Origin of the sequence: Hydrogenophaga sp., from assembly GCF_025699295.1 — a bacterium.
Lineage (GTDB): Bacteria > Pseudomonadota > Gammaproteobacteria > Burkholderiales > Burkholderiaceae_C > Hydrogenophaga.
In genome coordinates this window covers 229597-254411 of sequence record NZ_JAILWB010000005.1, presented here as the reverse complement: position 1 = coordinate 254411, position 24815 = coordinate 229597, and the positions used below count along the sequence as shown (strand labels likewise).

Annotated in this window: 22 protein-coding genes; 14 read left to right on the top strand and 8 right to left on the bottom strand. The window is 67.0% G+C overall.

The features are described 5' to 3' along the window. Nucleotides 1-72 precede the first annotated feature (72 nt). From K5880_RS07160 to K5880_RS07130, 7 genes are all read left to right on the top strand, one after another. Nucleotides 73-774 carry a TetR/AcrR family transcriptional regulator gene (locus K5880_RS07160; protein ID WP_297650235.1) on the top strand — a complete coding sequence of 234 codons (702 nt, stop codon included), beginning with the start codon at nt 73-75 and terminating at the stop codon, nt 772-774. A gap of 40 nt (nt 775-814) precedes the next feature. Next, complete coding sequence (locus K5880_RS07155; RefSeq protein ID WP_297650233.1) at nt 815-2611, top strand: acyl-CoA dehydrogenase C-terminal domain-containing protein; 1797 nt, start codon at nt 815-817, stop codon at nt 2609-2611. A gap of 44 nt (nt 2612-2655) precedes the next feature. Next, nucleotides 2656-3096, top strand: a complete 441-nt coding sequence (locus tag K5880_RS07150) for a DUF2147 domain-containing protein (protein ID WP_297650232.1) — start codon at nt 2656-2658, stop codon at nt 3094-3096. Between the two features lie 126 nt (nt 3097-3222). Beyond that, nucleotides 3223-5622 (top strand): 3-hydroxyacyl-CoA dehydrogenase/enoyl-CoA hydratase family protein, encoded by a 2400-nt coding sequence (locus K5880_RS07145; protein WP_297650231.1) that lies wholly within the window; start codon nt 3223-3225, stop codon nt 5620-5622. 143 nt (nt 5623-5765) lie between these two features. Next, a complete protein-coding gene (locus K5880_RS07140) occupies nt 5766-6188 on the top strand; it encodes an endonuclease domain-containing protein (RefSeq protein ID WP_297650230.1) in 423 nt (140 codons plus the stop codon). After that, the gene (locus K5880_RS07135; protein WP_297650229.1) at nt 6185-7393 is read left to right on the top strand and encodes an acetyl-CoA C-acyltransferase; all 1209 of its coding nucleotides are present in this window, start codon (nt 6185-6187) and stop codon (nt 7391-7393) included. The genes K5880_RS07140 and K5880_RS07135 overlap by 4 nt, the downstream gene beginning before the upstream one ends. A 5-nt stretch (nt 7394-7398) precedes the next feature. Beyond that, a complete protein-coding gene (locus K5880_RS07130) occupies nt 7399-8220 on the top strand; it encodes a thioesterase family protein (RefSeq protein ID WP_297650227.1) in 822 nt (273 codons plus the stop codon). Between the two features lie 18 nt (nt 8221-8238). Here K5880_RS07130 and K5880_RS07125 read toward each other — a convergent pair whose 3' ends face one another. Continuing rightward, nucleotides 8239-10521, bottom strand: a complete 2283-nt coding sequence (locus tag K5880_RS07125; RefSeq protein ID WP_297650225.1) for a patatin-like phospholipase family protein — start codon at nt 10519-10521, stop codon at nt 8239-8241. 148 nt (nt 10522-10669) lie between these two features. Here K5880_RS07125 and K5880_RS07120 point away from each other — a divergent pair, with 148 nt between their 5' ends. Further along, on the top strand, nt 10670-11434 hold the full coding sequence (locus K5880_RS07120; protein WP_297650223.1) for an enoyl-CoA hydratase: 765 nt from the start codon (nt 10670-10672) through the stop codon (nt 11432-11434). Between the two features lie 26 nt (nt 11435-11460). Here K5880_RS07120 and K5880_RS07115 read toward each other — a convergent pair whose 3' ends face one another. The 3 genes from K5880_RS07115 to K5880_RS07105 form a co-directional block, all read right to left on the bottom strand. Beyond that, a complete protein-coding gene (locus K5880_RS07115; RefSeq protein ID WP_297650221.1) occupies nt 11461-12273 on the bottom strand; it encodes a class I SAM-dependent methyltransferase in 813 nt (270 codons plus the stop codon). A 107-nt stretch (nt 12274-12380) separates the two neighbouring features. Then, entirely contained in the window at nt 12381-12716 is a 336-nt protein-coding gene (locus K5880_RS07110) for an ankyrin repeat domain-containing protein (RefSeq protein WP_297650219.1), read from the bottom strand. Between the two features lie 181 nt (nt 12717-12897). Then, nucleotides 12898-13812 (bottom strand): LysR substrate-binding domain-containing protein, encoded by a 915-nt coding sequence (locus K5880_RS07105; RefSeq protein WP_297650217.1) that lies wholly within the window; start codon nt 13810-13812, stop codon nt 12898-12900. Nucleotides 13813-14008: 196 nt separating this feature from the next. Between K5880_RS07105 and phnD the strand changes: the two genes are divergently transcribed. From phnD to phnY, 6 genes are read left to right on the top strand one after another with little or no spacing between them, the layout of a single operon-like run. Beyond that, nucleotides 14009-14905 carry a phosphonate ABC transporter substrate-binding protein gene (phnD, locus tag K5880_RS07100; protein ID WP_297650215.1) on the top strand — a complete coding sequence of 299 codons (897 nt, stop codon included), beginning with the start codon at nt 14009-14011 and terminating at the stop codon, nt 14903-14905. Then, complete coding sequence (gene phnC, locus K5880_RS07095; RefSeq protein ID WP_297650213.1) at nt 14902-15741, top strand: phosphonate ABC transporter ATP-binding protein; 840 nt, start codon at nt 14902-14904, stop codon at nt 15739-15741. Before phnD ends, phnC begins: the two co-directional genes overlap by 4 nt. Next, a complete protein-coding gene (phnE, locus tag K5880_RS07090) occupies nt 15738-16556 on the top strand; it encodes a phosphonate ABC transporter, permease protein PhnE (RefSeq protein WP_297650211.1) in 819 nt (272 codons plus the stop codon). Before phnC ends, phnE begins: the two co-directional genes overlap by 4 nt. A gap of 1 nt (nt 16557) precedes the next feature. Beyond that, nucleotides 16558-17808: a phosphonoacetate hydrolase gene (phnA, locus tag K5880_RS07085; protein WP_297650209.1), complete on the top strand. Its 1251-nt coding sequence runs from the start codon at nt 16558-16560 to the stop codon at nt 17806-17808. A gap of 9 nt (nt 17809-17817) precedes the next feature. Continuing rightward, nucleotides 17818-18921 (top strand): iron-containing alcohol dehydrogenase PsrA, encoded by a 1104-nt coding sequence (gene psrA, locus K5880_RS07080; RefSeq protein ID WP_297650207.1) that lies wholly within the window; start codon nt 17818-17820, stop codon nt 18919-18921. Continuing rightward, nucleotides 18918-20372, top strand: coding sequence for a phosphonoacetaldehyde dehydrogenase (gene phnY, locus K5880_RS07075; RefSeq protein WP_297650205.1), 1455 nt, complete (start codon nt 18918-18920; stop codon nt 20370-20372). The genes psrA and phnY overlap by 4 nt, the downstream gene beginning before the upstream one ends. A gap of 45 nt (nt 20373-20417) precedes the next feature. Here the strand turns inward: phnY and K5880_RS07070 are convergent, their stop codons facing one another. Genes K5880_RS07070 through K5880_RS07055 form a run of 4 tightly spaced genes read right to left on the bottom strand, consistent with a single transcriptional unit; the run spans nt 20418 to nt 24811 of the window. Beyond that, a complete protein-coding gene (locus K5880_RS07070) occupies nt 20418-21971 on the bottom strand; it encodes a bifunctional 3-(3-hydroxy-phenyl)propionate/3-hydroxycinnamic acid hydroxylase (RefSeq protein ID WP_297650313.1) in 1554 nt (517 codons plus the stop codon). A 2-nt stretch (nt 21972-21973) separates the two neighbouring features. Further along, nucleotides 21974-22840, bottom strand: a complete 867-nt coding sequence (locus tag K5880_RS07065; protein WP_297650203.1) for a fumarylacetoacetate hydrolase family protein — start codon at nt 22838-22840, stop codon at nt 21974-21976. A gap of 34 nt (nt 22841-22874) precedes the next feature. After that, a complete protein-coding gene (locus K5880_RS07060) occupies nt 22875-23783 on the bottom strand; it encodes a VOC family protein (protein WP_297650201.1) in 909 nt (302 codons plus the stop codon). Further along, nucleotides 23780-24811, bottom strand: coding sequence for an amidohydrolase family protein (locus K5880_RS07055; protein WP_297650199.1), 1032 nt, complete (start codon nt 24809-24811; stop codon nt 23780-23782). The genes K5880_RS07060 and K5880_RS07055 overlap by 4 nt, the downstream gene beginning before the upstream one ends. Between the last annotated feature and the right edge of the window lie 4 nt (nt 24812-24815).

Sequence of the window (24815 nt, the reverse complement as noted above, 5' to 3'; positions counted from 1 at the left end):
TAAAAATAGAACGACCGTTCGATTATTCGGACGATCGCTTTTTTTCGCCCACCATCCAGCAGGACCGACCGCATGAGCGTGATATCCACAGCCCGCCGCCCGCGCGCCACCGCCACGGACTACAAGCCTTTGCAGAAGGGCCAGCAGACCAAGGCTGCCATCGTCGACGCCGCGCTGGGCCTGGCCACGCAGATCGGCCTGGAAGGCTTGTCGATCGGCGCACTGGCCGAGGTGATGCAGATGAGCAAGTCGGGCGTGTTCGCCCATTTCGGTTCGCGCGAGGAATTGCAGATCTCGGTGATCCGCGAGTACCACACGCGTTTCGAGGACGAGGTGTTCTACCCCGCCATGAACGCGGAACGCGGCTTGCCACGCCTGCGCATGCTGTTCGCCAACTGGATGAAGCGCACCTCGGTCGAGATCGATTCCGGCTGCATCTACATCAGCGGTGCGGTCGAGTTCGATGACCGGCCCGGGCCGGTGCGTGACGCGCTGGCCAGCTCGGTCAACACCTGGCTCACGGCCATGCGCCGCGCGGTCGAGATCGCGATCGAGGAAGGCCACCTCGCGGCCGACACCGACGCGTCACAAATGGCGTTTGAAATCCACGCCCAGATCCTGGCGCTGCATTACGAGGCGCGCTTCCTGCGCAGCCCCGACTCGGTGCGCCGCGCGCTGCGCGCGTTCGACGGCATCGTGGAGCGCTACAGCCAGACGCCCGCCACCCGTGGCAGCCGCAAACCCCCGGCCCCCGCGCGCAAGCAGCCGGGCTGATTCCCTTTCATCTTTTCGAAAACCAGCACAGGAGTTCCCCATGCCCGTATACAACCCACCCCTGCGAGACATGCAGTTCGTGATGCACGAGGTGCTCAAGGTCACGGACGACTTCAAGGCCATCCCGCAGCACGCCGAGACCGACGCCGACACCATCAATGCCGTGCTGGAAGAGGCCGGCAAGTTCGCCTCGCAGGTGATCTTCCCGCTCAACATCAGCGGCGACACCGAGGGCTGCAAGCTCGACCAGAAGACGCACGAGGTCACCACACCCAAGGGTTTCAAGGAAGCCTACAAGACCTACGTGGACGGCGGCTGGGCCGCGCTCTCGTGCGACCCCGAGTTCGGCGGCCAGGGCTTGCCGCTGGTGGTGAACCAGTGCCTGTACGAGATGATGAACTCGGCCAACCAGGCCTGGACCATGTACCCCGGCCTCACGCACGGCGCCTACGCCGCGCTGCACACCTACGGCACCGACGAGCAGAAGAAGACCTACCTGCCGAAGATGACCAGTGGTGAGTGGACCGGCACCATGTGCCTGACCGAACCGCACTGCGGCACCGACCTGGGCCTCATGCGCACCAAAGCCGAACCCCTGCCGGACGGCACCTACAAGCTCACCGGCAACAAGATCTTCATCAGCGCCGGTGAACACGACATGGCCGAGAACATCGTCCACCTGGTGCTGGCCCGTCTTGCCGACGCGCCGCCCGGCATCAAGGGCGTGAGCCTGTTCATCGTGCCCAAGTTCCACGCAAAGGCCGATGGCTCGGTGGGCGAGCGCAATGGCATCTACTGCGGTGGCCTGGAGCACAAGATGGGCATCCATGGCAACGCCACCGCGCAGATCGTCATCGACGGCGCCATCGGCACGATGGTGGGCCAGCCCAACAAGGGCATGCAGGCCATGTTCGTGATGATGAACGCCGCCCGCCTGGGCGTGGGCAACCAGTCGCTGGGCCTCACCGAGGTGGCCTACCAGAATGCGCTGGCCTATGCCAAGGACCGTATCCAGATGCGCTCGCTCACCGGCCCCAAGGCCAAGGACAAGCCGGCCGATCCGATCATCGTGCACCCCGACGTGCGCAAGATGCTGCTCACCGCCAAGGCCTATGCCGAGGGCGGCCGCGCGCTGGCCATCTTCTGCTCGGTGCTGCTGGAGAAGGCGCACCACCACCCGGACGAGAAGGTGCGCAAGGACAGCGACGAGATGCTCTCGCTGCTCACGCCCATCACCAAGGCTTTCCTCACCGACAACGGCTACAACGCCGCCACGCAGTGCCAGCAGGTGTTCGGCGGCCACGGTTACATCAAGGAATGGGGCATGGAGCAGTACGTGCGCGACGCCCGCATCAACATGATCTACGAAGGCACCAACACCATCCAGGCGCTGGACCTGCTGGGCCGCAAGGTGCTGGGCAACAATGGCGCCACGCTGAAGAAGTTCGGCAAGCTCGTGGGCGCGCTGGTGGTGGAAGAAGGTGTCAACGAGAAGATGGCCGAGTTCATCAACCCGCTGGCGGTGCTGGGTGAGCAGATCACCAAGTTCACCACCGAAATCGGCTTCAAGGGCCTGCAGAACGCCGACGAGGTGGGCGCCGCCGCCGTGGACTACCTGCGCGTGGCCGGTCACCTGGTGTTCGGCTACTTCTGGGCCCGCATGGCGCAGGTGGCGTTGCGCGAGATCGCGGCCGGCAACACCGACCCGTTCTACACCGCCAAGCTGCAGACCGCGCGCTTCTACTTTGCCAAGCTGTTCCCCGAGACCGCCACGCTGATGCGCACCGCGCGCGCGGGCTCGAAGGTTCTCATGGACACCGACGAAGCACTGGCCTGACCCTGTCCTGCCCTGTCCTGACCGACCACCACCAGGAGACTTTCATGATCAAGACCGTTGTGAGCACCCTTGCCCTGTCGCTGGCTTCCCTCTCCGCGTTCGCGCAGATGTCGCCCGTGGGCCTGTGGAAGACCATCGACGACGACACGAAGAAGGAAAAGTCCCTGGTGCGCATCAAGGAAACCAACGGCGTCTACAGCGGCACCATCGAGAAACTGCTCGACCCCACCAGCAAGCAGGACGCCGTTTGCGACAAGTGCACCGACGAGCGCAAGGACAAACCCGTGCTGGGCATGACCATCCTGCGCAACCTCAGGCAGAGCGCCGACGACAAGACGGTGTACGACGGTGGCGACATCGTTGACCCGAACAACGGCAAGGTTTACCGGACGCGTCTCAAGCCTGTCGAAGACGGCAAGAAGCTGGAGATGCGCGGCTACATCGGCCCGTTCTACCGAACGCAAGTCTGGATACGGGTGGAATGACACCCCCGCCGCGCTTCGCGCGACCCCCTCAAGGGGGCGACACCTGCGGCCCGGCAAAGCCGGTTCCGCGGTATCTCTCGACAACTGCCTCTCACGCGTCGCATGGCGCGTAAAGGAACTCAAGCAATGAACCGATTTCAAGTGAAGAAAGTCGCCGTGCTCGGCGCGGGCGTGATGGGCGCGCAGATCGCTGCGCACCTGGTCAACGTCAAGGTGCCGGTGGTGTTGTTCGATCTGCCGGCCAAGGAAGGCCCGAAGAACGGCATCGTCACCCGCGCGGTGGAAGGCCTGAAGAAGCTCAAGCCCTCACCGCTGGGCGTGCTGGCCGATGCCGACCTGATCGGCCAGGCCAACTACGAAGAGCACATGGACCAGTTGAAGGACTGCGACCTGATCATCGAGGCCATCGCCGAGCGCATGGACTGGAAGCTTGATCTGTACAGCAAGATCGCGCCCTTCATTGCCGAACACGCCATCGTCGCGTCCAATACCTCGGGCCTGTCGATCACGAAGCTCAGCGAGGCATTGCCCGAGGCGATCAAGCCGCGCTTCTGCGGCATCCACTTCTTCAACCCGCCGCGCTACATGACGCTGGTGGAGTTGATTGCCACGCCCACCACCGAGCCGCAGATCCTCAACGACCTGGAGACCTTCGTCACCAGTGGCCTGGGCAAGGGCGTGGTGCGCGCCAAGGACACGCCCAACTTCGTCGCCAACCGCATCGGCATCGCCGGCATGCTGGCCACGATGAAGGAGGTGGAGAACTTCGGCTTGACCTACGACGTGGTGGACGACCTCACCGGCAAGCGCCTGGGCCGCGCCAGCAGCGGCACCTTCCGCACCGCCGACGTGGTGGGTCTGGACACCATGGCCCACGTGGTCAAGACGCTGCAGGACAACCTGAACGAGAAGACCGATCCGTTCTACGGCAGCTTCGGCACGCCGCCGGTGCTGGCCAAACTGCTGGAGCTCAAGAACCTGGGCCAGAAGACCAAGGCCGGTTTCTACAAGAAGGTCGGCCGCGACATCCTGCGCTTCGATTTGGACAGCGAGGACTACGTGCCCGCCGGGCAAAAGGCCGACGAAGTCTATGGCCGCATGCTCAAGCGCCCGGCGGCCGAGCGCCTGAAGCTGCTGCGCAACAGCGAAGGCCCGCAGGGCCAGTTCCTCTGGGCCATCCTGCGCAACAGCTTCCACTACGCCGCCGTGCACCTGGCCACCATCGCCGAAACCGCGCGCGATGTCGACCAGGCCATGCGCTGGGGCTTCGGCATGAAGCAGGGTCCGTTCGAGCTCTGGCAGGAAGCCGGCTGGCTCGAGGTGGCGAAGATGATCCAGGAGGACATCGATGCCGGCAAGGCACTGAGCAAGGCGCCGCTGCCCGAGTGGGTGTTCAAGGGGCCGGTGGCCGAGGCCGGTGGCGTGCACACCGCGCAGGGTTCGTGGAACCCCGGAAAGGGTGAATTCCAGGGGCGGCTTCAGTTGCCGGTCTACCAGCGCCAGCACTTCCCCGAGCTGCTGCTCGGCGAAGCCGGGCCGAAGTTCGAGACCGCGGGCAGCACGATCGAAGAGAACGAAGCCATCCGCATCTGGACGCTGGACGAGCAGGTGCTCATCGCCAGCATCAAGACCAAGATGCACGCCATCAGCCCGGAGGTCTGCGAAGGCCTGATGGCTGCCGTGGACCTGGCCGAGAAGGACTACCAGGGCCTGGTGATCTGGTCGGGTGACGAACCCTTCAGCGCCGGCGCCGACCTGCAGGCCATGCTGCCGGCCTTCATGGCCGTGGGCGTGAGCGCCATCGAGGACGCCGAGGGCTTCATGCAGCAGACCATGCTGCGCCTGCGCTACGCCAACGTGCCGGTGGTGTCTGCCGTGCGCGGCCTGGCGCTGGGCGGTGGTTGCGAACTGGCTGTCTACAGCGCACGCCGCGTGGTGCACATGGAAAGCTACATCGGTCTGGTGGAAGTCGGCGTGGGCCTGGTGCCCGGTGCCGGCGGCCTGACCTACATCGCGCGCCGCGCGGCCGAGAACGCCGAGACGTCCACCGGCAAGGACCTGCTGCCCTTCCTTACCGAGGGATTCACTGCCGCCGCCATGGCCAAGGTCGGCACGAGCGCGCTGGAGTCCCGCAAGCTCGGCTACGTGTTGCACTCCGACGTGATCGTGCCGCACAAGGACGAGCTGCTGTTCGTGGCCATCAACGAAGCGAAGGCCTTGTTTGTGGGCGGCTACCGCGCGCCGCACAAGCGCCTGTTCCCGGTGGCCGGGCGCGACGGCAAGGCCACCATTCTGGGCAGCCTGGTCAACATGCGCGACGGCGGCTTCATCAGCCAGCACGACTTCCACATCGCGTCCCTGATTGCCAACGTGGTCACCGGCGGCGATGTTGAACCAGGCACGCTGGTGAACGAAGACTATCTGATGACGCTGGAGCGCCAGGCCTTCTGCTCGCTGATCGTGCACCCGAAGACGCAAGAGCGGATTCTGGGGATGCTGAACACCGGCAAGCCGGTGCGGAACTGAGGTGATGTTTCTGGTGTGCGTGCCCCCATCCCAGACTTCCCCCAGAGGGGGAAGGGGTCAGACACGTGCTCCAGCGAGATATCTTGCTCCTTCCCCCTCTGGGGGAAGGTAGGGATGGGGGCTCTCCCCACAGCCAAACAACCATGCAGAACCAGGCCACCCCCAATGCCCAAGTCAACGCCCGCGCCCTGCGCGGGGCCATGACCGACTCCGAGCGCAAGCTGTGGTCGGGGCTTCGGGGCGAGCAACTGGGCTTCAAGTTCCGCCGCCAACACCCACTGGGCCACTACATCGCCGACTTCGCTTGCCTCGAACCGCAGCTCATCGTCGAGCTTGATGGCTCGCAGCATGCGGATCAACAAACGTACGACCTGGTCCGGGATGCATTTTTCAAGGCGCGGGGCTTTGTCGTGCTGCGCTTCCCGTCCAACGCACCGTTCCAGAACCTTGATGGCGTGCTGAGCGCCATTCTTCATCAACTCAACATGTTGGCGGGCGCTGCCCCCATCCCTGCCTTCCCCCAGAGGGGGAAGGAGCAAGACACCGCTGAAGGAGCGAACCCATGAGCAAACAAATCCAAGACGCCTACATCGTCGCCGCCACCCGCACCCCCATCGGCCGTTCGCACAAGGGCTCGTTCAAGCACCTGCGCCCGGACGACCTGCTGGCGCACGCCCTGCGCGCCGCCATGGCGCAAGTGCCTGACCTGGACCCGAAGGCTGTCGAAGACGTGATCTGCGGCTGCGCGATTCCCGAAGCGCAGCAGGGCCTGAACGTGGCGCGCATCGGTGCCATCCTGGCCGGCCTGCCCAACAGCGTGGGTGGCATCACGGTCAACCGCTTCTGCGCCTCGGGTCTCTCGGCGGTGCAGATGGCGGCCGACCGCATCCGCGTGGGCGAGGCGGACGTGATGATCGCCGCCGGCACCGAGAGCATGAGCATGGTGCCGATGATGGGCAACACGCCCAGCCTGTCGCCCAGCATCTTCAGCAACACCGACGACGTGGAGAGCTACGGCATCGCCTACGGCATGGGCCTGACGGCCGAGAAGGTGGCGCAGAAGTGGAAGGTCTCGCGCGAGGCGCAGGACGCGTTCGCGCTGCAGTCGCACCAGCGCGCCGTGCTGGCCATGAAGAACGGCGAGTTCAGCGACGAGATCACGCCGGTGGAGGTCACCGAGCGCAGCGTGGATCTGGAGAGCGCCGAGGTCAGCACCACCACCCGCACCGTGAGCCTGGACGAGGGCGCGCGGCCCGACACCTCCATCGAAGGCCTGGCGAAACTGCGCACCGTGTTCGCCGCGCGCGGCTCGGTCACGGCGGGCAACAGCTCGCAGACCAGCGACGGCGCGGGCGCGCTCATTCTGGTGAGTGAAGCCGCATTGAAGCGCTACAACCTCACGCCGCTGGCGCGTTTCGTCAGCTACGCTTCGCGCGGCGTGCCGCCGCACCTCATGGGCATCGGCCCGATCGAGGCGATTCCCGCCGCGCTGAAGGCGGCCGGCCTGACGCAGGACCAGATCGACTGGTTCGAACTCAACGAGGCCTTCGCCGCGCAGTCGCTCGCCGTCATCAACACCCTGGGTCTGGACCCGGCCAAGGTCAACCCCATGGGCGGCGCCATTGCACTCGGCCACCCGCTGGGCGCCACCGGCGCCATCCGCGCGGCCACCGTGGTGCACGCGCTCAAGCGCCACAACAGGAAGTACGGCATGGTCACCATGTGCGTGGGCATGGGCCAGGGGGCCGCGGGCATCTTCGAGCGAGTCTGACCGCCATGCACGTGTTCGACCAGGCCATTGCCCTCTCTGCGCGGGGTGAAGGGACCTACAGCGGCGCGACCTCACCCGCCTACGGCAACATGGTCGGTCCGTTCGGCGGCGTTACGGCTGCCACCGTGCTCAAGGCCGTGTTGCAGCACCCGGCGCTGCTGGGCGAGCCGGTGGCGCTCACGGTGAACTTCGCCGCCGCGCTGGCCGACGGTGCCTTCACCGTCCACGCGCGGCCGGTGCGCACCAACCGTTCCACGCAGCACTGGCTGATGGAGATCACCCAGCCCGGCCCCGATGGCACCGAATCCACCGTGCTCACCGCTACCGCCGTCACCGCCGCGCGGCGCGAGACCTGGGGCACCGACGATGCGCCCATGCCCGCCGTGCTCTCGCCCGAGGCGGTGGGCCGGCCCAACATGGCGGCGCTGGTGGAATGGGTCAGGCGCTACGACATCCGCATCGCGGAAGGTGCAATACCCACTGCGTGGGACGGCAGCGGCGACGCCAGCCGCAGCACCCTGTGGGTGCGCGACGAACCCGCGCGCATGCTCGACTTCTGCAACCTGACAGCGATGGCCGACGTGTTCTTCCCGCGCGTCTGGCTGCGCCGCGCCACGCGCGTGCCTGCGGGCACGGTGTCGATGACGGTGTACTTTCACGCCGGCTCGGTGCAGCTGGCGGGCACCGGCACCGGCACCGGCTGGCTGCTCGGTCAGGCTCAGGCTCAGGGGTTTCGCAACGGCTTCTTCGACCAGACCGCGCAGGTCTGGAATGAGGCCGGCGCGCTGCTGGCCACCACCCACCAGGTCGTCTATTACAAGGAGTGACGCCGTGCCTGGGCGGCGTCAGGGCCTGCCCAGGAACAGGTAGAGCCCGGTGTAGCCACGCGGCGCGCTCACGATGCTCAGGTACAGCGGCCCGATGCCGGTGTCCGCGCCCACGAACAGGCTGGAGCCAGCGCGCAAGTCGCCCAGCGAGATGTCGCGGCGCTCGGTCCATGCATTGCCTGCTTCCAGCGAGCCGCCCACGAACATCGCGCGCGCCACGCCCGGGCTCCAGGGCAGTCGGCGGTAGTAGGTCATGCGCCCGAACACCAGGTAGTTGCCCGCCACCTGGCCCACGCGGTAGCCCGAGAGCTGCTGGAAACCGCCGAGCGAATACTCGTCGATCGCGCCCAGGGGAATCTGGCTCGTCTTTGCCAGGCGCGCGCCGATGTTGAAGGTGTGCGGGCCCCATGACTTCACGGCGGTCGCCGTGCCCTCGAAGCTGGAGAAGCTGCTGCTCGGTGCGCCGTCAAAACTGCGCCGGCCGAACACCACCTCGCCCTGCGCGCGGTAGCCGTGGGAGGGAAAGTTCGCATAGTCCAGCTGGTCGGCGATCACCGCGCCGCGCAAGCCCACCTCGCGCCACTTCAGCGAGGTGGTGGCGCTGGCCGGGATGCTGGCCGCGAGCAGCTCCGGCCTCACGCGCCGCTGCGCGGCCACCAGGCCCACGCGCATGTCGCCCACATTGCCGAGCAGGCCCATGGGCCAGCCGATGTCCGCGCCCACGCGCAGGCTCTGCCGCTGCACCAGCGCCAGAGCCTCGCCTTCGGTGCCGAACAGCTCCACCTTGCGCAGGCTGGCGTCCACGTAGGCCGCAGCGAAGCGGTCGCTGCGCAAGGTCAGTGGCTGGTAGATCTCGGAGTAGAGGCCCACCGTCTCGCCCAGTTGCACGCGGTTGCGCCACTCGGCGCCGCTGTCGTTGAGCCAGTGCCGGTTGTGGCTGATGCGCAGGTTGAACGCGCCCTGGCCCTGGAAGTCGGTGCGCAGGTCCAGCCCCACGCGCAGGTAGTTCGGACCCCAGGTGTTCTCGCGCAGGTGCACGGTGAGGTCCTCGGCGCCGTCGTCGCGCCGCACCAGGCTGTAGTCCACGCGCTCGAAGTCGCCCAGGGCCGCGAGCCGCTGCAGGTCGTCCTCCAGCCTGGGTACGTCCAGCCGCTGGCCGGGTGTGGTGGACAGCGTGGTCGCCAGGCGATCGGCGCGTTGTTCGTTCACGCCTTCGAAGGTCACCGTCGCCACCGTGCCGATGCGCCCGGCATTGGCCAGCGCCTGGGCCTCGCGCGCGGCCACCCAGCGCTGGTAGCGCGGCGCGTCCACCGCGAAGCGCGCCAGTGCTTCGCCCACCGTCTTTGCGTAGTCGTGGCCGAGCTTCACCAGCTCGGGGGCCCGGCCGAAATCGGCCGAGGTGAGCTGGCCCAGCGGCGGCGCGAGCAGCAGGTCGTCCCGCGTCAGCGTGGCGATGCTGGCCTGCACGTTCTGCTCGGTCAGGATGTTGACCATCTGCGTGGTGATGCCCACCACGCTGCCCAGCGTCTCGCGCCCCGCCAGCGGCGTGCCGATGTTGACGGCGATCACCACGTCCGCGCCCATGCGGCGCGCCACGTCCACCGGCAGGTTGTTCACCAGCCCGCCGTCGCCCAGCACGCGCCCGTCCACCTCCAGCGGTGAGAACACCGCCGGCACCGACATGCTCGCGCGCAGCGCGGCCGCCAGGTCGCCGTGGTCGAGCACCACCGCCTGGCCGGTTTCCATGTCGGTGGCGACGGCGCGAAACGGCGTGGGCAGGCCGTCGAAGGTGGCCAGGTGGCGCGTGGACAGGGTGTAGCGCCGCAGCAGCATCTCCAGCGAGCGGGTGGACACCGCGCCCGTGGGCAGCACGAATTCGCCCTTGCGGAAACCCAGCATCAGCACCGGCGAGAGTTCGAAGTCCTCTTCCTTGCGGCGCTGCGAGAGCATCTGGCGCGGCTCGCGGCGGTCGAACAGGCCGCCCCAGTCCACCGCCAGGATCTCGCGCTCCAGGTCGTCCGCCGTCATGCCGCTGGCGTACAGCCCGCCAATGATCGCGCCCATGGACGTGCCCACGATCAGGTCCACCGGCACCTTCGCCGCCTCCAGCGCCTTGAGCACGCCCACGTGCGCGAAGCCGCGCGCGCCACCACCCGAGAGCACCAGGCCCACGCGGGGCCGCTCAGCGGGCAGGGCCGTGCTCGCTGCCGGCGGCGGGTTCTGGGGCTGGGCCCGGACCGATGTGCACACCAGCAGCGCGGCCAGGCCCGTGACGAACAAGGAAAAGGGTCGGAACAGCATGGCGGCAAGTGTAGGGGTGGGTGCGCGTGCAGGCATGCGCTGAAACACGCTGTCACGCACCCGTCAGCCACCGGGCGTGCCACCCAGAAAAGCACGCCCGTTCGTGGTAATTTGCGGCTTCCTTTTCCGCACCACCCGAGACACCCCCATGAGCGACATCCTCGTCCACACCGAAGCCGGCGTCTGCACCCTCACGTTCAACCGCCCGGACAAGAAGAACTCCATCACCGCCGCCATGTATGGCGCGCTGGCCGACGGCCTGCAGGCCGCGCAGGACGATGCCGCCGTGCGCTGCGTCGTCATCCAGGGCAACGAAACCATCTTCAGCGCCGGCAACGACATCGCCGACTTCCTGAACAACCCGCCCGCCGGCGCCGACTCGCCGGTGTTTCGTTTCCTGCGCGGCATCGCGCAATTCCCCAAGCCGCTGATCGCCGCCGTGTGCGGCCCGGCGGTGGGTGTGGGCACCACGATGTTGTTCCACTGCGACCTGGTCTACGCGGGTGACAACGCCGCCTTCTCCATGCCCTTCGTCAACCTCGGCCTGTGCCCCGAGGCCGCGTCCAGCCTGCTGGTGCCACAGATGCTGGGCCACCACCGCGCCGCCGAGGCACTGTTGCTGGGCGAACCCTTCATGGCCGAGGCCGCGCTCGAAGTCGGCCTGGTCAACCGCGTGCTGCCGCCGATGGAGGCCGCGGGCTACGCGCAGACGGTCGCGCGCAAGCTTGCCGCCAAGCCAATGAGCGCACTGGTCGAGACCAAGCGCCTCATGAAGAAGAACCAGACGCAGCAGGTGCTGGCCGTGATGGCCGAGGAGGGTGCGAGCTTCGGCCGCATGCTCGGCGAGCCGGCGGCGAAGGAGGCCTTCGGCGCCTTCATGGAACGCCGGAAGCCGGATTTTTCGAAGCTCTGACCTGCTGAAGCAGATATTCCGGGCGGCTAGGAAACCGGCTTGGTGCCTTTGACGGCCCAGGCCAGCGCCGCGTAGGAGCGGGGTCCATCGGCCTCGCCGTCCAGGTACGCCGCCCTCACCGCCGCCTCAAGGCGCAGGCGTTCGGCTGCCGTCAGCGTGCCCACGTACTCGGCGCCCGGGCCGTCCTTGCCGAGGTAAGGCGCCCAGTAGTCGGCGAACGATGGATAGTCCATCCGGATGCCGATCTGCGCTTCAGTCACCTCCGCGAAGCCGGCGCTGCGCCACGCTGCCGCCAGTTCGCCCGGGCGTGTCATGGGCCGGGAATAGTTCTTCGCGCGCCGTTCAGAGGCCTTCGGGTCCAGGGCTGCCGCGGTGTCGAAGAACAGGCGGTTGGCGACGAAGCCGCCGCGCGCGTCCCACACGGCTGCGGCGACCACCGCACCCGGCTTCGCCACCCGTTTCATTTCGGCGATGGCATCGAGCGCCCGCGGGACGAAGTGCAGCACCAGCAGTGACAGCACACGGTCGAAGCTGTTGTCGGGGTAGGGCAGTGCGCACGCGTCTGCGACCTGAAATTCCAGCCGGGGGTCGGATGTGTGGGCCTGTGCGTGGGCGATGTAGGCAGGCGAGAGGTCGATGCCACACACGGCAAGCGGCTCTGTGCGTGCCGCGACCGCCGCCGCCAGGTGCCCCGTGCCGCAGCCGACATCGAGGACGCGTTCATGGGCCGTGCCGCCGACAAAATCCAGGAAGGGATGCGCCAGCAGCTTGCTCCAGCGACCCATGTTGAGTTCGTATCCGTCGCCATCCGTGGCAAAAAAGGTGGAGGACACGTTCACGCTGCAGCTCCTTGGGCGCAACGAGCGCCACTCAGCGCCGCATCGTCGCCCAGGTGGCGTTCAAGTGCAAGCCATCACGCCCGCGCAGGCGTTCATCAATCACGCCTTCAAATGGGAAGCCAGCGCCACCAGAACGGCCGTCGAACGTCCCGGGCGCCCCGCTCGACGAGCAGTTGCGCGAGCGCCTCGCGGCCATGCCGGCGCGCGGCCTGCAAGGGGGTGAGGTCGTCGAAGTCCGACAGCAGGTTCGGGTCGGCGCCGTGGTCCAGCAGGCACCGCGCAACCTCGTCATGCCCGTGGATCAGGCTCGCCACCAGCGGCGTGCACAGGACCTCGGGATGCTGGTAGTTGGGGTTCACGCCCTCGCCGAGGTGGTGCCGCACCAGCGGCAGATCGCCCGTCAGGGCCGCCTGGTACAGATCCTTCCAGTCGCCTGCGGACATGGGCTTGCTCGTCGGGGTGGTGGTTGTTCGATCGGTGTGGCGCCACGCCGGGGGCAGGCGTGGCGGCGATTGTAGGGCGGCCCGCGCTGCGTGGACTGAATCCGCATGTCCCGGCAGACGGCGGCGCAGGAGCGATGTTCTTCTGCGGTCGGGCGGCAGCGGAGCAAGGCATCCAACGATGTCATTGCGCCTGACGCCTTGATGCCATCTTGCGTGGCGATCGCAATGGGGTCGTCTCGGGTGGCGACACCGTGTCGAAGAACGCCTTGACCATGCGCATGGTGCGCCGTTCGGCCAGACACACCACATGCGCATAAGTGAAGATGTCAGCGTCGCTGACACTCACCAGATGCAGGCCGGGGCCTGGCACGAATTCCACCGACGACACCGCAGCGATGCCGATGCCCTGCGAAACGGCCTCGCGAATCACCTCACGGCTGCTGATCTCCATCACCACCTCGGGTGCCACACCCGCCTTCTGCAGCGCCAGTTCCAGTGCCTTGCGCGTGGTGGATCCTTGCTCCCTCAGGATCATGCGCTCACCCTGCAGCTCGGCCAGGCGGATGCTGCGCCGCCGCGCGAAACGGTGCGATGAGGATGTGAAGATTCCCACCGGGTGGCGGTTGAAGGGAACCGACATGAAACGGTCGTCCTTTACCAGCTGCGCGAGTACGCCCACATCGGCCCTGTAGTCCAGCAGCCTGTCGAGCACGTCCTGCGAATTGCCGGTGCTCACACTGACCTTGATCTCTGGGTACCGCAGGCTGAAGTCGGCCAGCATCTGCGTCACGTGGTAGGGCCCGACGGCCGCCACCCGAAGGTGGCCGGTGCGCAGCTCGCCCGCATCGCGCAGCAGGCTCACCGCATCCGCCTCCAGACTGAATATCTGCTGTGCCAGCTGCATCAACTGCTCGCCCAGCAGCGTGAGCTGCACGCGCCGGCCACTGCGGTGAAACAGTTCGACCTTGTAGCTCTCTTCAAGGAAGCGCACCTGCGTGGTGATGGTGGGCTGGCTCACGTGCAGATGCTCGGCAGCCTTGGTGAAACTGCCCATGCGCGCCACCGCGTAGAACGATCTGAGCTGTGTGAGTCGCATAGAAAAAAAGAATGGAAGTCTGAAAATCTTTGAATTTGGTGAATTATGTCCGCGGTGGTTTACTGCGTCCAGAGCGGTGCAGGAGTCGATAGAACCACCGAACGCTCGTGGAAATTCATCGTTGTCACAGGCGTGTCATGACCGGCTGAAAAACCCCAAGCCGGGCAATCCGCCCTGTCAAGGATGGAGAAATTTCATGTCCTCACAACACACCGGAGACAAGCTCATGATGAACCGCAGAAAAGTGCTGATAGGGTCCGCCGCGGCCGTGGCCGGCACGCTGTCTTTTCCCGCACGATCCCAGCAGGTACTCACCGTCGGGCTGATCCCGTCGGAGGACTCCCGCGCCATGATCGCCAACAGCCAGAAGATGATGGACATGCTCTCCAGCGCGCTGGGCATGCCTGTGAAGCCGTTCGTGGCGGCCGACTACAACGGCGTCATCGAGGCCCTTCGCTCCAAGCGCCTGGACGTGGCCTACCTTGGTCCGTTCTCGTATGTGCTGGGCGCCACCATCGCTCCCATCGAGGCCTTCGCGGTGGCCGAGACCAAGAAGGCCGGGCGCACGTTCTATCACAGCCAGATCATTGCCCACAAGGACAGCGGCATCAAGACGGTGGCCGACCTCAAGGGCAGGAATTTCGCCTTCGTCGACCCCAGCTCCACCTCGGGCCATCTGTTCCCCAAGGCGGGTCTGATGAAAGCCGGCTTCGACGCCGACAAGGACTTCGGTCGCGTCATCTTCTCCGGCTCGCACGACTCCAGCGCGATCGCCGTGCAGAACAAGAAGATCGATGCAGCCGCCATTGCCGACCGCATCCTGGACGCCGCCATCAACAAGGGCCTGGCCAAGCGCGAGGACCTGGTCGAGGTGTGGAAGTCCGACCCCATCCCGGAGTCGCCCACGGTGTGGCGCACCGACCTGCCGGCCGACCTCAAGAAGCGCGTGCAGGCTGCGTTCCTGCAGGTGAAGGACATTCCCTGGTCGGACCAAGGACTGCTCAATGGCTTCCATCCCACCAACGACGCCGCGTACAACGTGATCCGCGACACGGCCAAGTTGCTCAATCTCGATCTGAGGAAGATGAAATGATCGAGATCCGCAACCTGACCAAGCGCTACGGCGACTTCGTCGCACTGCACGACGTGAGCCTGACTGTGGCCAAGGGGGAGTTCGTCGTCATCCTCGGTGCGTCGGGTGCGGGCAAGTCCACGCTGCTGCGCTGCATCAACCACCTGGCCGAACCCTCGGCCGGCGAGATCAGGCTGGATGGCGAACTCTCGCGCGGTGACCGCTCAGGCTTGCGGAAGGTGCGCCGCGACGTGGCCATGATCTTCCAGCATTACAACGTGGTGCCGCGCCTCTCGGTACTGAAGAACGTGCTCACCGGTCGGCTGGGCTCCATGCCTGCGCTGCTCTCGTGGTTCCAGCTTTTTCCGCGCGCCGACATCGAGGCCGCGCACGAATGCCTGCGCCGCGTGGAGCTGGAGCACAAGGCCGACGTGCGCACCGACACCCTCTCGGGCGGGCAGAAGCAGCGCGTGGGCATTGCCCGCGCGCTGGCCCAGCACCCGAAGGTGATCCTGGCCGACGAGCCCGTGGCCAGCCTGGACCCCAAGACCTCGCGCAAGGTGCTGCGTTACCTGCAGCAGGCCAGCCGCGATTCCGGCATCACCGTGATCTGCAACCTGCACCAGGTGGACTACGCCGTCGAATTCGGCCAAAGGATCATCGGCGTGGCGGCGGGCCGTGTGGTCTTCGAAGGCCGGCCTGACGAACTGACCGACGAGGTGCTGCAACGCATCTACCCCGGCGGACTCGATGCGCCCGTGCCGGCCACGCCCGAAGCGCCAGCGGCCTTCGCTGCTCCCGCGTCGTCGCCCGTCACGGCACATGCCGCCCCTCAACTCGCTCTGGAGCAATCATGATCGGCATCGGACGCTACAACCTTCTCGTGGGCAAGAGCGGCGGCAACGATGGCTGGTGGAAATACGCCGCCAGCGCCGTAGCGCTATTCGGCGTGGTCTGGTGGGCCGCTCTCGGCAGCCAGGTCAGCTTCAACGAACTCGCCAAAGGCGCGCCCTGGATAGGCGACTTCCTCTCGCGCATGTTCCCGCCAAACTGGGAGTTCGCGGGCAAGCTGGTGAAGCCCGCCATCGAAACCGTGCAGATTGCCATCTGGGGCACGCTGCTGGCCATCGTGCTGGCTGTGCCCATGTGTTTCCTGGCCGCGCGCAACATATCGCCCAACATCGCGGTGTTCCACTTCATGCGGCAGGTGCTCAACATCATGCGCGGCATCAACGAGATCATCCTTGCGTTGATCTTCGTGGCGGCGGTGGGGCTGGGTCCGTTCCCCGGTGTGCTCGCTCTCGCGCTGCACGGTGCCGGCATGCTGGGCAAGTTCTTCGCCGAGTCCATTGAAGACATCGACCAGGGCCCCATCGAGGCGCTGCGCTCCACCGGCGCCGGGCCGATCCAGATCATCATCTTCGGCGTGCTGCCGCAGGTGGTCACCGCGTGGATCGCCGTCATCCTCTACCGCTTCGAGACCAACCTGCGCCAGGCCACCGTGCTCGGCATGGTGGGAGCGGGCGGTATTGGCTTTGAACTGGTGGGCAGCATGAAGCTGTTCCAGTACCAGGACACGGCCACCTGCATTCTGGTGATCGTGGCCATGGTCATGACCGCCGACTACGTCTCCAGCAAGCTGCGCGCCTGGATCCAACAAGGAGCTCGTTGATATGGCACCGGACAATTTCAAGCTCAAGGTCAACGACCGCGAGTACAGCAAGCCCACCCAGCCGGTGGTGGTGGTGTGCGTCGATGGCTGCGAGCCCGATTACATCACCCAGGCCATCCAGGCCGGCGTGGCGCCCTTCATGCAGAAGATGCTGGCCAGAGGCACGTCGCTGGTGGGCGACTGCGTGGTGCCCAGCTTCACCAACCCGAACAACCTGTCCATCGTGACCGGTGCGCCGCCTTCGGTGCATGGCATCTGTGGCAACTACTTCCTCGACACGGCTATCGGCAAGGAAGTGATGATGAACGACCCGGCCTACCTGCGCGCCGAAACGCTGCTGGCGGCGTTCTCCCGGGCAGGGGCCCGCGTGGCGGTGGTCACCGCCAAGGACAAGCTGCGCACCCTGCTGGGCCACCAGCTCGAAGGCGGCATCTGTTTCTCGGCCGAGAAGGCCGACAAGGCGACGGTTGCCGACAGCGGCATTGACCAAGTGCTCGAACTCGTGGGCAAACCCGTGCCCTCGGTCTACAGCGCGGATCTGAGCGAGTTTGTGTTTGCGGCCGGGGTGAAGCTGCTGGAAACGCATCGACCGGATCTGATGTACCTCTCCACCACCGATTACGTGCAGCACAAGTGCGCGCCCGGTACGCAGGGTGCCAACGACTTCTACGCCATGATGGACGGCTACCTGGCGCAGCTCGATGCGCTGGGCGCGGTGATTGCGCTCACCGCCGACCATGGCATGAGCCCCAAGACCGACGCTGCCGGCCAGCCCCGCGTGGTGTACCTGCAGGAGGTGATGGACGCTACCGCAGGCGGCGACGGCAGCCGCGTGATCCTGCCCATCACAGACCCCTACGTGGTGCACCACGGCGCGCTGGGCTCGTTTGCCACGGTGTACCTGGCCAAGGGCGCGAACGCCCGCGCGGTGGCCCGCGCACTCATGACCCACGACGGCATCGAAGCCGTGCTCACACGGGGGGAGGCGGCCGAGCGCTTCGAGCTGCCCCCCGACCGCATTGGTGATCTTGTGGTGATCTCCGACCACCTCACGGTGCTGGGAACGCGTGCTTCGGAGCACGATCTGAGCGGCCTCACCGTGCCATTGCGCTCGCACGGCGGCCTGTCCGAGCAGAAGGTGCCGCTGCTGTTCAACCGCCAGCTGCAGGGTCTGATTCCGGGGCGCCGGTTGCGCAACTTCGACATCTTCGACCTGGCGCTCAACCACGCCGTGGTGACCACGACCGCCTAGAGGCCTTCCATGACCGCAAACTATTTCAACCCCGTGCACAGCGTGTACGGGCCAGGAGCCCTGTTGTCCCTGCCGACACTGCTGGCCGGCCGAAAAGCCGCGCTGGTGACCTTTCCCGAGGCGCGACAACTGGGCCTGCTGGCGCGCCTTGAGAGTGTGCTGGGTGCGCAACTGGCCTGCGTGATCGACCAGGTGCTGCCCAACCCCGACGTGGCCGAACTCGCGCACACCTACGAAACGTTCTGGCGCGACCACGCCGATGCGGAAGTCATCGTGGCCGTGGGCGGCGGCAGTGCCATCGACACCGCCAAGGCACTGATGGTCGGCACGGCCAGCGGCCGCTTCAACGAACTGGTCGAACTGCTGGCCACCGGCGCGCCCTTTACGCCGCACGCCACGAAGACGCTGATTGCCGTGCCCACCACCGCCGGCACCGGTAGCGAGGTGACGCCCTGGGCCACCATCTGGGACCGGGAGCGGCAGAAGAAGTATTCGCTGCATCTGCCGCAGACCTGGCCCAGCGTGGCGCTGATCGACCCGGAGCTCATGCTCTCGTTGCCCGCTTCGGTGACGTTGCAAAGCGGGCTGGACGCCCTCTCGCACGCGCTCGAATCGATCTGGAACGTCAACGCCAACCCGATGTCGGACACACTCGCCATCTCGGCTGTGCAGGACATCCTGGACGTGTTGCCGCGCCTGATGCGCGAGCTGGGCAGCGTGGAACTGCGCGGACGCATGGCGCTGGCCGCGCTCAAGGCCGGCATGGCCTTCTCCAACACCAAGACCGCGCTGGCGCATTCCATCTCCTATGAAATGACGCTGCGCTACGGCATTCCGCACGGCATTGCATGTTCGTTCTCGCTGCCCATGGTGCTGGAACGCGCCATCGGCCACCGCGCTGATCGCGACGCCGTGCTCACCCAGGCCCTGGGCCTGCCGCTGGCCGATGCGCCCGCGCGCCTGGAGCGCTTCATCGAAAGCCTGGGCGTGAAGACGCGATTTGCCGACTACGGCGTGAGCGACGAGGAGGCCGAACAGATGGTGCTGCACGCCCAGGGCGGCGCACGCGGCAAGAACTTCATTGGCACTGCCGTCGAGGAGATCCTGGCATGAACGCACGCACCCCCCTGCGCGACAGCGAACACTTTCGCGCCGAAGCGCTGCGCATCGGCGGCGAGCGCATCGCCCGAGACCGAAATCTCGACGTGATCAACCCCTACACCCGCGAGCGCGTGGGCACAGTGCCGCTGGCCACGCTGGATGACGTGCGCCGCGCCTACCGCATCGGCCACGACTACCAGGCCACGCTCACGCGCTACGAGCGTTCCAGCATCCTGCAGAAGGCATCCGTGTTGCTGCGCGCGCGCGCCGAAGAAGCGTCCACGCTCATCACGCTCGAATCGGGCCTGTGCAAGAAGGATTCGATGTACGAGATCGGCCGCGTGGCCGATGTGCTGGTGTTTGGCGCCAATGAGGCGCTGCGCGACGACGGGCAGGTGTTTTCCTGTGACCTCACGCCGCACGGAAAAAAGCGCAAGGTCATCACCATGCGCGAACCGTTGCAGGGTGTGATCACCGCCATCACTCCGTTCAACCACCCCATGAACCAGGTGGCGCACAAGGTGGTTCCAAGCATCGCTACCAACAACCGCATGGTGCTCAAGCCGTCGGAGAAGGTGCCCCTTTCGGCCTGCTTCCTGGCCGACATCCTGTACGAGGCCGGCTTGCCGCCCGAGATGTTCCAGGTGATCACGGGCGACCCGCGCGAGATTGCCGATGAAATGCTGACCAACGAAAACGTGGACCTGATCACCTTCACCGGCGGTGTGCCCATTGGCAAGTACATCGCGGCCAAGGCGGGCTACCGCCGCATCGTGCTCGAGCTCGGCGGCAACGACCCACTGATCGTGATGGAGGACGCCGACCTGGACAAAGCCTCTGACCTGGCGGTGCAGGGTTCCTACAAGAACTCCGGTCAGCGTTGCACGGCCGTGAAACGCATGCTGGTGCACGAAGCCGTGGCCGCCGACTTCACCGAGCTCGTGGTGGAGAAAACCCGTCTCTGGAAACACGGCAACCCGATGGACGCCAGCATGGACATGGGTACCGTGATCGACGCCCAGGCCGCCGCGCGTTTTGAAGAGCTGGTGAACGAAGCGGTGGGCCAGGGCGCCCGCGTGCTTACCGGCAACCAGCGTGACGGCGCACTCTACTCACCCACCGTGCTCGACCGCGTGCAACCCGGGATGACGCTTGTGCGCGAGGAGACTTTCGGCCCCGTGTCCCCGATCGTCACGTTCAAGGACATAGACGAAGCCATCGCCATCTCCAACGGAACGGCCTACGGCCTGTCGTCCGGCATCTGCACCAACCGCATGGACTACGCCACCCGTTTCGCGCACGAGTTGAAGGTGGGCACCGTGAACCTGTGGGAAGTGCCTGGCTACCGCATCGAACTCACGCCCTTCGGCGGCATCAAGGACTCTGGCCTGGGCTACAAGGAAGGTGTGCAGGAGGCCATGAAGTCGTTTTGCAACGGCAAGACGTTCACCCTCCCCTGGTAGCGGACGATCGGGCCAGCCGCTCGCTCGCTCGGCGGTCGGGCGCCGTCACGTCGCGCAGGCCTCCATCACGCCCAGTTGCATGGCCAGTTCCGCCACCAGCGCCTCGGCCTCGTCGGTCGTGCCCGCCACGCCATACACGTAGTTGTCCGGCCGCACCAGCGCTGCCACGCACTGGTGGCGCTGGAACCAGGCTTCGGCCACGCCGTCGGTCTCGCGTGCAGCGGGCGTGCCCAGTGCCACCGCGCGCAGCCAGGGCAGGGCCGCCGCGCCGGCCGGCGTGGCCTGGCCGGGGGCGAGCACCAGGCGCCAGCCGTTGCCGGCGATGGCGTCCATGCGCTGGCGCTGCGGGCCGTTGAGCAGCCAGGGTTGCGGGAACAGGCTGCCGCGCGCGGCATGGGTCTGCGGCGCCAGCAGCCCCTGCTCCAGCGCGGGCAGGATGTCCTGGCGCGGCGTGTCCTTCACCACGCCGCCGCAATCGGCGAGCATCCGGGCGTCGCGCTCGCGCGCTTTTGCCGGGTCGCGTTCGCAGATGACGGCACCCACGTGTTTGATGCGGCTGGTGAGTTCGCGCACATGGGCCTTGCGTTCGGTGCCGTAGCTGTCGAGCAGCGCCTCGGCGCGCGCGCCCGTGACGTCACCGCGCAGCACGGCCGCGAGCTTCCACGACAGGTTGGTCGCGTCGCGGATGCCCTGGCACATGCCCTGTCCGAGGAAGGGCGGTTGCATGTGGGCCGCGTCGCCGGCCAGGAACACGCGGCCCAGGCGCCAGTCGCGCGCCACCAGTGCGTGGAAGCGGTAGCTGGCCTGGCGCCAGAGTTCGCCGTCCTCGGGCGTGAGCCAGCGCGAGAGCAGGCGCCAGGTGGCCTCGGGCGTGGCGGCCGCCTTCGGGTCTTCGCCGGGCTTGAGCGAGATCTCCCAGCGGCGGTGGTTCTTCGGGCCGATCACCAGCGTGCAGGGGCGTTCGGGTTCGCAGTACTGCACGCTCACCTTGGGCAGCTTCGCCAGGCCCTGCTCGTTGACCAGCACGTCCACCACCAGCCAGGGTTCGTCGAAGTCCAGGTCCTCCAGCGGCATCTCCAGCTGGGTGCGCACCGTACTGGCACCACCGTCGCAGGCAATCGCCCAGGCCGCGCGCACCGTGTGTTGCCCGCTGCCGGTGCGCACGTCGAGCGCCACGCCCGACGCGTCCTGCGCGATGTGCGTCATCTCCACACCCAGTTCCACCACCACGTTGGGCATCTGCGCCACGCGTTCGCGCAGCGCGCGCTCCACGGCGGGCTGGGTGAACACCATGGACGGCGTGTGGCCCTGCGGGTAGGGCGGCGCCACCATGGTCATGCGCCGGATCAGCTGGCCATCGACACCGAAGTACTCCGATGGTGTGAACGGCTCGCAGAAGGGCGCGACCGCGTCGGCCACGCCGAGCTGCTGGAACACGCGCATGATCTCGTGGTCCAGCGAGATCGCGCGCGGTATCTGGTAGACCTCGGTCAGGCGCTCGCACACGTACACGCTCAGGCCCGCCTGGCCGAGCAGACCGGCGGCCACCACACCCGCCGGGCCGTAGCCGACGATGGCGACATCGAACACGCGCTCCATCGTCACACCCGCTCGTTCGCGATCGGGTTGACCAGCGTGCCGACGCCTTCGATCTCCACCTCGAAGCTGTCGCCGGACTTCATCCACACCGGCGGTGTGCGCGCCTGGCCCACGCCGGCGGGCGTGCCCATCACGATCACGTCGCCGGGTTCGAGCGTGAGCACGTCGGCCAGCAGCGCGATGGTTTCGGCCACGTTGAAGATCATGTCGCTGGTGTTGGCGTCCTGCATCACCTGGCCGTTGAGGCGGCCCTGGATCTTCAGGCCCACCGCGCCGGGTGGCAGTTCGTCGGCGCTCACCAGCACCGGGCCGAAGCCGCCCGTGCCGTCGAAGTTCTTGCCGATGGTCCATTGCGGCGTGCGCTTCTGGTAGTCGCGCACGCTCATGTCGTTGAAGCAGCTGTAGCCGAACACATAGGGCAGCGCGTCGGCCTGCTTCGTGTGGCGCGGCACGGTGCGGCCGATCACCACCGCCAGCTCGGCCTCGTAGTCGAACTTCGTGGACACCGAGGGCACCACGCCCGCGTCGCCATGCGCGATCAGCGAGGACGCGCCGCGGAAGAAGAACCACGGGTACTCGGGCTTGTCGCGCCCGCCCTCCTTGGCGTGGTCGAAGTAGTTCAGGCCCAGGCAGATGATCTTGCCGGGTTCGGGCACCAGCGGCGCGAGCTTCGCGCTGGCGATGGCCTGCCGCTTGCAGGGGCCGCTCAGCGCGGTGCTTGCGGCGGCCTGCAGGTCGATGCCCGCCCGCAAGGCCGCGCGCAGGTCGGCAGGCACCTGGGGCTGGGCGTCGTTCAGGTCGATCAGGTCGGTGCCGTCGACGACGGCCAGGCGGGGTGCGCCTTCGCGCAGGTAGGTGGTGAACTTCATGGCAGGTGGTCGTTGAGAAAGAAGAAACAGGGAATCAGGTCGAAGGCGCGAACAGCACGCGGCGCTGCGCCTCCTTCAGCGTGGGGCCGGGCGGGGGCGAGATGCCCCACTGGTCGACGCGCCCGGGCGGCCACTTCCAGTCGGCCGGGCCGCGCGGCTGGTAGCTCTCGTCGACCTGTTCGACCTCGGCGGTGTATTCGATGACGACACCGAACGGGTCGATGAAGTAGTTGAAAAGGTTGTTGCCCGGGCCGTGGCGCCCCGGGCCCCACTGGATCGGGTGGCCCGCGTCCTTCATGCGGCCGCCACCGCGCATCACCGATTCGCCGTCCGGCATCAGGAAGGCGATGTGGTTGAGCGCATCGTTGTCGGCCACGCCCACCGCGAGCGTGTGGTGGTCGCTGTTGCAGTTCATGAAGGCAATCGCCACCGTGCGGTCGGCCAGGGTGAAGCCCAGGGCTTCGGTGAGGAAGCGCTGCGTGTCGTCCACCGCGTGGCTGTTGAGCACCACATGGGTCAGGCGCACGGGCCGGTCCCGCCATTCGCCCATGTCGTCGGCGCGCGCGTCGCCGTGCACCACCTGGAACACGCGGCCGTGCGGGTCGCGCAGGGTCAGGCCCGTGCCGCCAGCGGGGTTCTTCGACAACGGGCCGATGGGCGAGACGATGCGGCCGCCCGCGCGCGGCACGGCCTCGGCCACCGCCTGCAGGGCCTCGGCGCTGCGCGCGCGCAGCGTGACCTGCCGCAGCTGCGGCACGGGCCCGCCGGCATAGAGGGCGAGCAGGTGGTGGTCGCTGCCGGTGCCGCGCAGGTAAAGGGCCTTGCCCTCGCTGCGGTGCGCCACGTCGAGGCGCCACACGGTGGTGTAGAAGGCCTCGGCCTGCGCCAGGTCGGGCACGTTCAGGGCCACGCTGCGCAGGCCTTCGATCCAGGGAGAGCTCATGGGGTGGTCACTTTCTGCCGGCCCAGGAAGCGCTCGGCGTTGTGTTGCACCAGCCGCGCGGTGACCGCATCGTCGAAGCCGGCGGCTTCGATGCGCTGCACCGGCGTGTGGTCGTGGAAATTGAACGGGTAGTCGGTGCCCACCATCAGCTGCGTGTCGCCGAAGCGGTCCACCAGGTGGCGCAACATGGGCTCGTCGAACACCAGGGTGTCGTAGAACAGGCGGCGCGCCTGTTCGGCAGGGGCTTGCAGCACGGCCTCGCGCAGCGCCGGAAACACGCCCCAGCCCTGCTGCAGGCGCGGCAGCAGTGAAGCCAGCGTGCCGCCGCCGTGGCTGAAGGCGATGCGCAGTGCCGGCCGGCACACCAGCAGGTTGGTGGTGATGACGGACGCGGCGGCCAGCCCCACGTCACCGGGGTAGCCCAGCACCTGCTGCAGCGGCGCCGGGCCCACCAGGCGCTCCATGCCGGCAGGCCGGATGGCGTGCACGAACACCGCCGCGCCCAGCGCCTCGCAGGCCTCGAAGAAGGGATCGAAGGCGGGCGCACCGATCGGCACGCCGTTGATGTTGCTGCCCACTTCCACGCCGGGAAAACCCAGTGTCTTCACCACGTACTCCAGCTCGCGCAGGGCCAGGTCCATGTCCTGCAGCGGTACCGCGCCCAGGCCGGCGAGCCGGCCCGCGCTGTCGGCGACCATGGCCGCGATCTGGTCGTTGAGGAAGCGCAGCAGCTGCTGCGCGTCGGCTGGCGCCATCCAGTACGACAGCAGCTCGGGCATGGGCGACATCACCTGCAGGCCTAGCCCCATGCCGGGCAGGTCCTCCAGGCGGCGGGCCACGTCCCAGCACTTGTCGACCACGGTGCGGTAGTTTTTGCCCGCGATCATCACGCTGCGGTGGCAGGGCTGCGCCGGCGCCATGGACGGCCAGTCCGCCGGCATGCTGCGGCCGATGTAGGCGGGGAAGTTCTCGGGCACGACGTGCGAATGCACGTCGACGCCGCAGGCGCAACGCATCACGGACGGCACGCTG

Excerpts from the sequence above, each read along its gene's own strand:
- K5880_RS07160 (WP_297650235.1), top strand. The coding sequence starts at position 73 with ATGAGCGTGATATCCACAGCCCGCCGCCCGCGCGCCACCGCCACGGAC.
- K5880_RS07105 (WP_297650217.1), bottom strand. The coding sequence starts at position 13,812 with ATGCGACTCACACAGCTCAGATCGTTCTACGCGGTGGCGCGCATGGGC.
- K5880_RS07140 (WP_297650230.1), top strand. The coding sequence starts at position 5,766 with ATGCAGAACCAGGCCACCCCCAATGCCCAAGTCAACGCCCGCGCCCTG.
- K5880_RS07070 (WP_297650313.1), bottom strand. The coding sequence starts at position 21,971 with ATGGAGCGCGTGTTCGATGTCGCCATCGTCGGCTACGGCCCGGCGGGT.
- K5880_RS07120 (WP_297650223.1), top strand. The coding sequence starts at position 10,670 with ATGAGCGACATCCTCGTCCACACCGAAGCCGGCGTCTGCACCCTCACG.
- K5880_RS07110 (WP_297650219.1), bottom strand. The coding sequence starts at position 12,716 with ATGTCCGCAGGCGACTGGAAGGATCTGTACCAGGCGGCCCTGACGGGC.
- phnY (WP_297650205.1), top strand. The coding sequence starts at position 18,918 with ATGAACGCACGCACCCCCCTGCGCGACAGCGAACACTTTCGCGCCGAA.
- K5880_RS07145 (WP_297650231.1), top strand. The coding sequence starts at position 3,223 with ATGAACCGATTTCAAGTGAAGAAAGTCGCCGTGCTCGGCGCGGGCGTG.
- phnC (WP_297650213.1), top strand. The coding sequence starts at position 14,902 with ATGATCGAGATCCGCAACCTGACCAAGCGCTACGGCGACTTCGTCGCA.
- phnE (WP_297650211.1), top strand. The coding sequence starts at position 15,738 with ATGATCGGCATCGGACGCTACAACCTTCTCGTGGGCAAGAGCGGCGGC.
- K5880_RS07060 (WP_297650201.1), bottom strand. The coding sequence starts at position 23,783 with ATGAGCTCTCCCTGGATCGAAGGCCTGCGCAGCGTGGCCCTGAACGTG.
- K5880_RS07130 (WP_297650227.1), top strand. The coding sequence starts at position 7,399 with ATGCACGTGTTCGACCAGGCCATTGCCCTCTCTGCGCGGGGTGAAGGG.
- K5880_RS07065 (WP_297650203.1), bottom strand. The coding sequence starts at position 22,840 with ATGAAGTTCACCACCTACCTGCGCGAAGGCGCACCCCGCCTGGCCGTC.
- K5880_RS07125 (WP_297650225.1), bottom strand. The coding sequence starts at position 10,521 with ATGCTGTTCCGACCCTTTTCCTTGTTCGTCACGGGCCTGGCCGCGCTG.
- psrA (WP_297650207.1), top strand. The coding sequence starts at position 17,818 with ATGACCGCAAACTATTTCAACCCCGTGCACAGCGTGTACGGGCCAGGA.
- phnD (WP_297650215.1), top strand. The coding sequence starts at position 14,009 with ATGTCCTCACAACACACCGGAGACAAGCTCATGATGAACCGCAGAAAA.
- K5880_RS07150 (WP_297650232.1), top strand. The coding sequence starts at position 2,656 with ATGATCAAGACCGTTGTGAGCACCCTTGCCCTGTCGCTGGCTTCCCTC.
- phnA (WP_297650209.1), top strand. The coding sequence starts at position 16,558 with ATGGCACCGGACAATTTCAAGCTCAAGGTCAACGACCGCGAGTACAGC.
- K5880_RS07135 (WP_297650229.1), top strand. The coding sequence starts at position 6,185 with ATGAGCAAACAAATCCAAGACGCCTACATCGTCGCCGCCACCCGCACC.
- K5880_RS07155 (WP_297650233.1), top strand. The coding sequence starts at position 815 with ATGCCCGTATACAACCCACCCCTGCGAGACATGCAGTTCGTGATGCAC.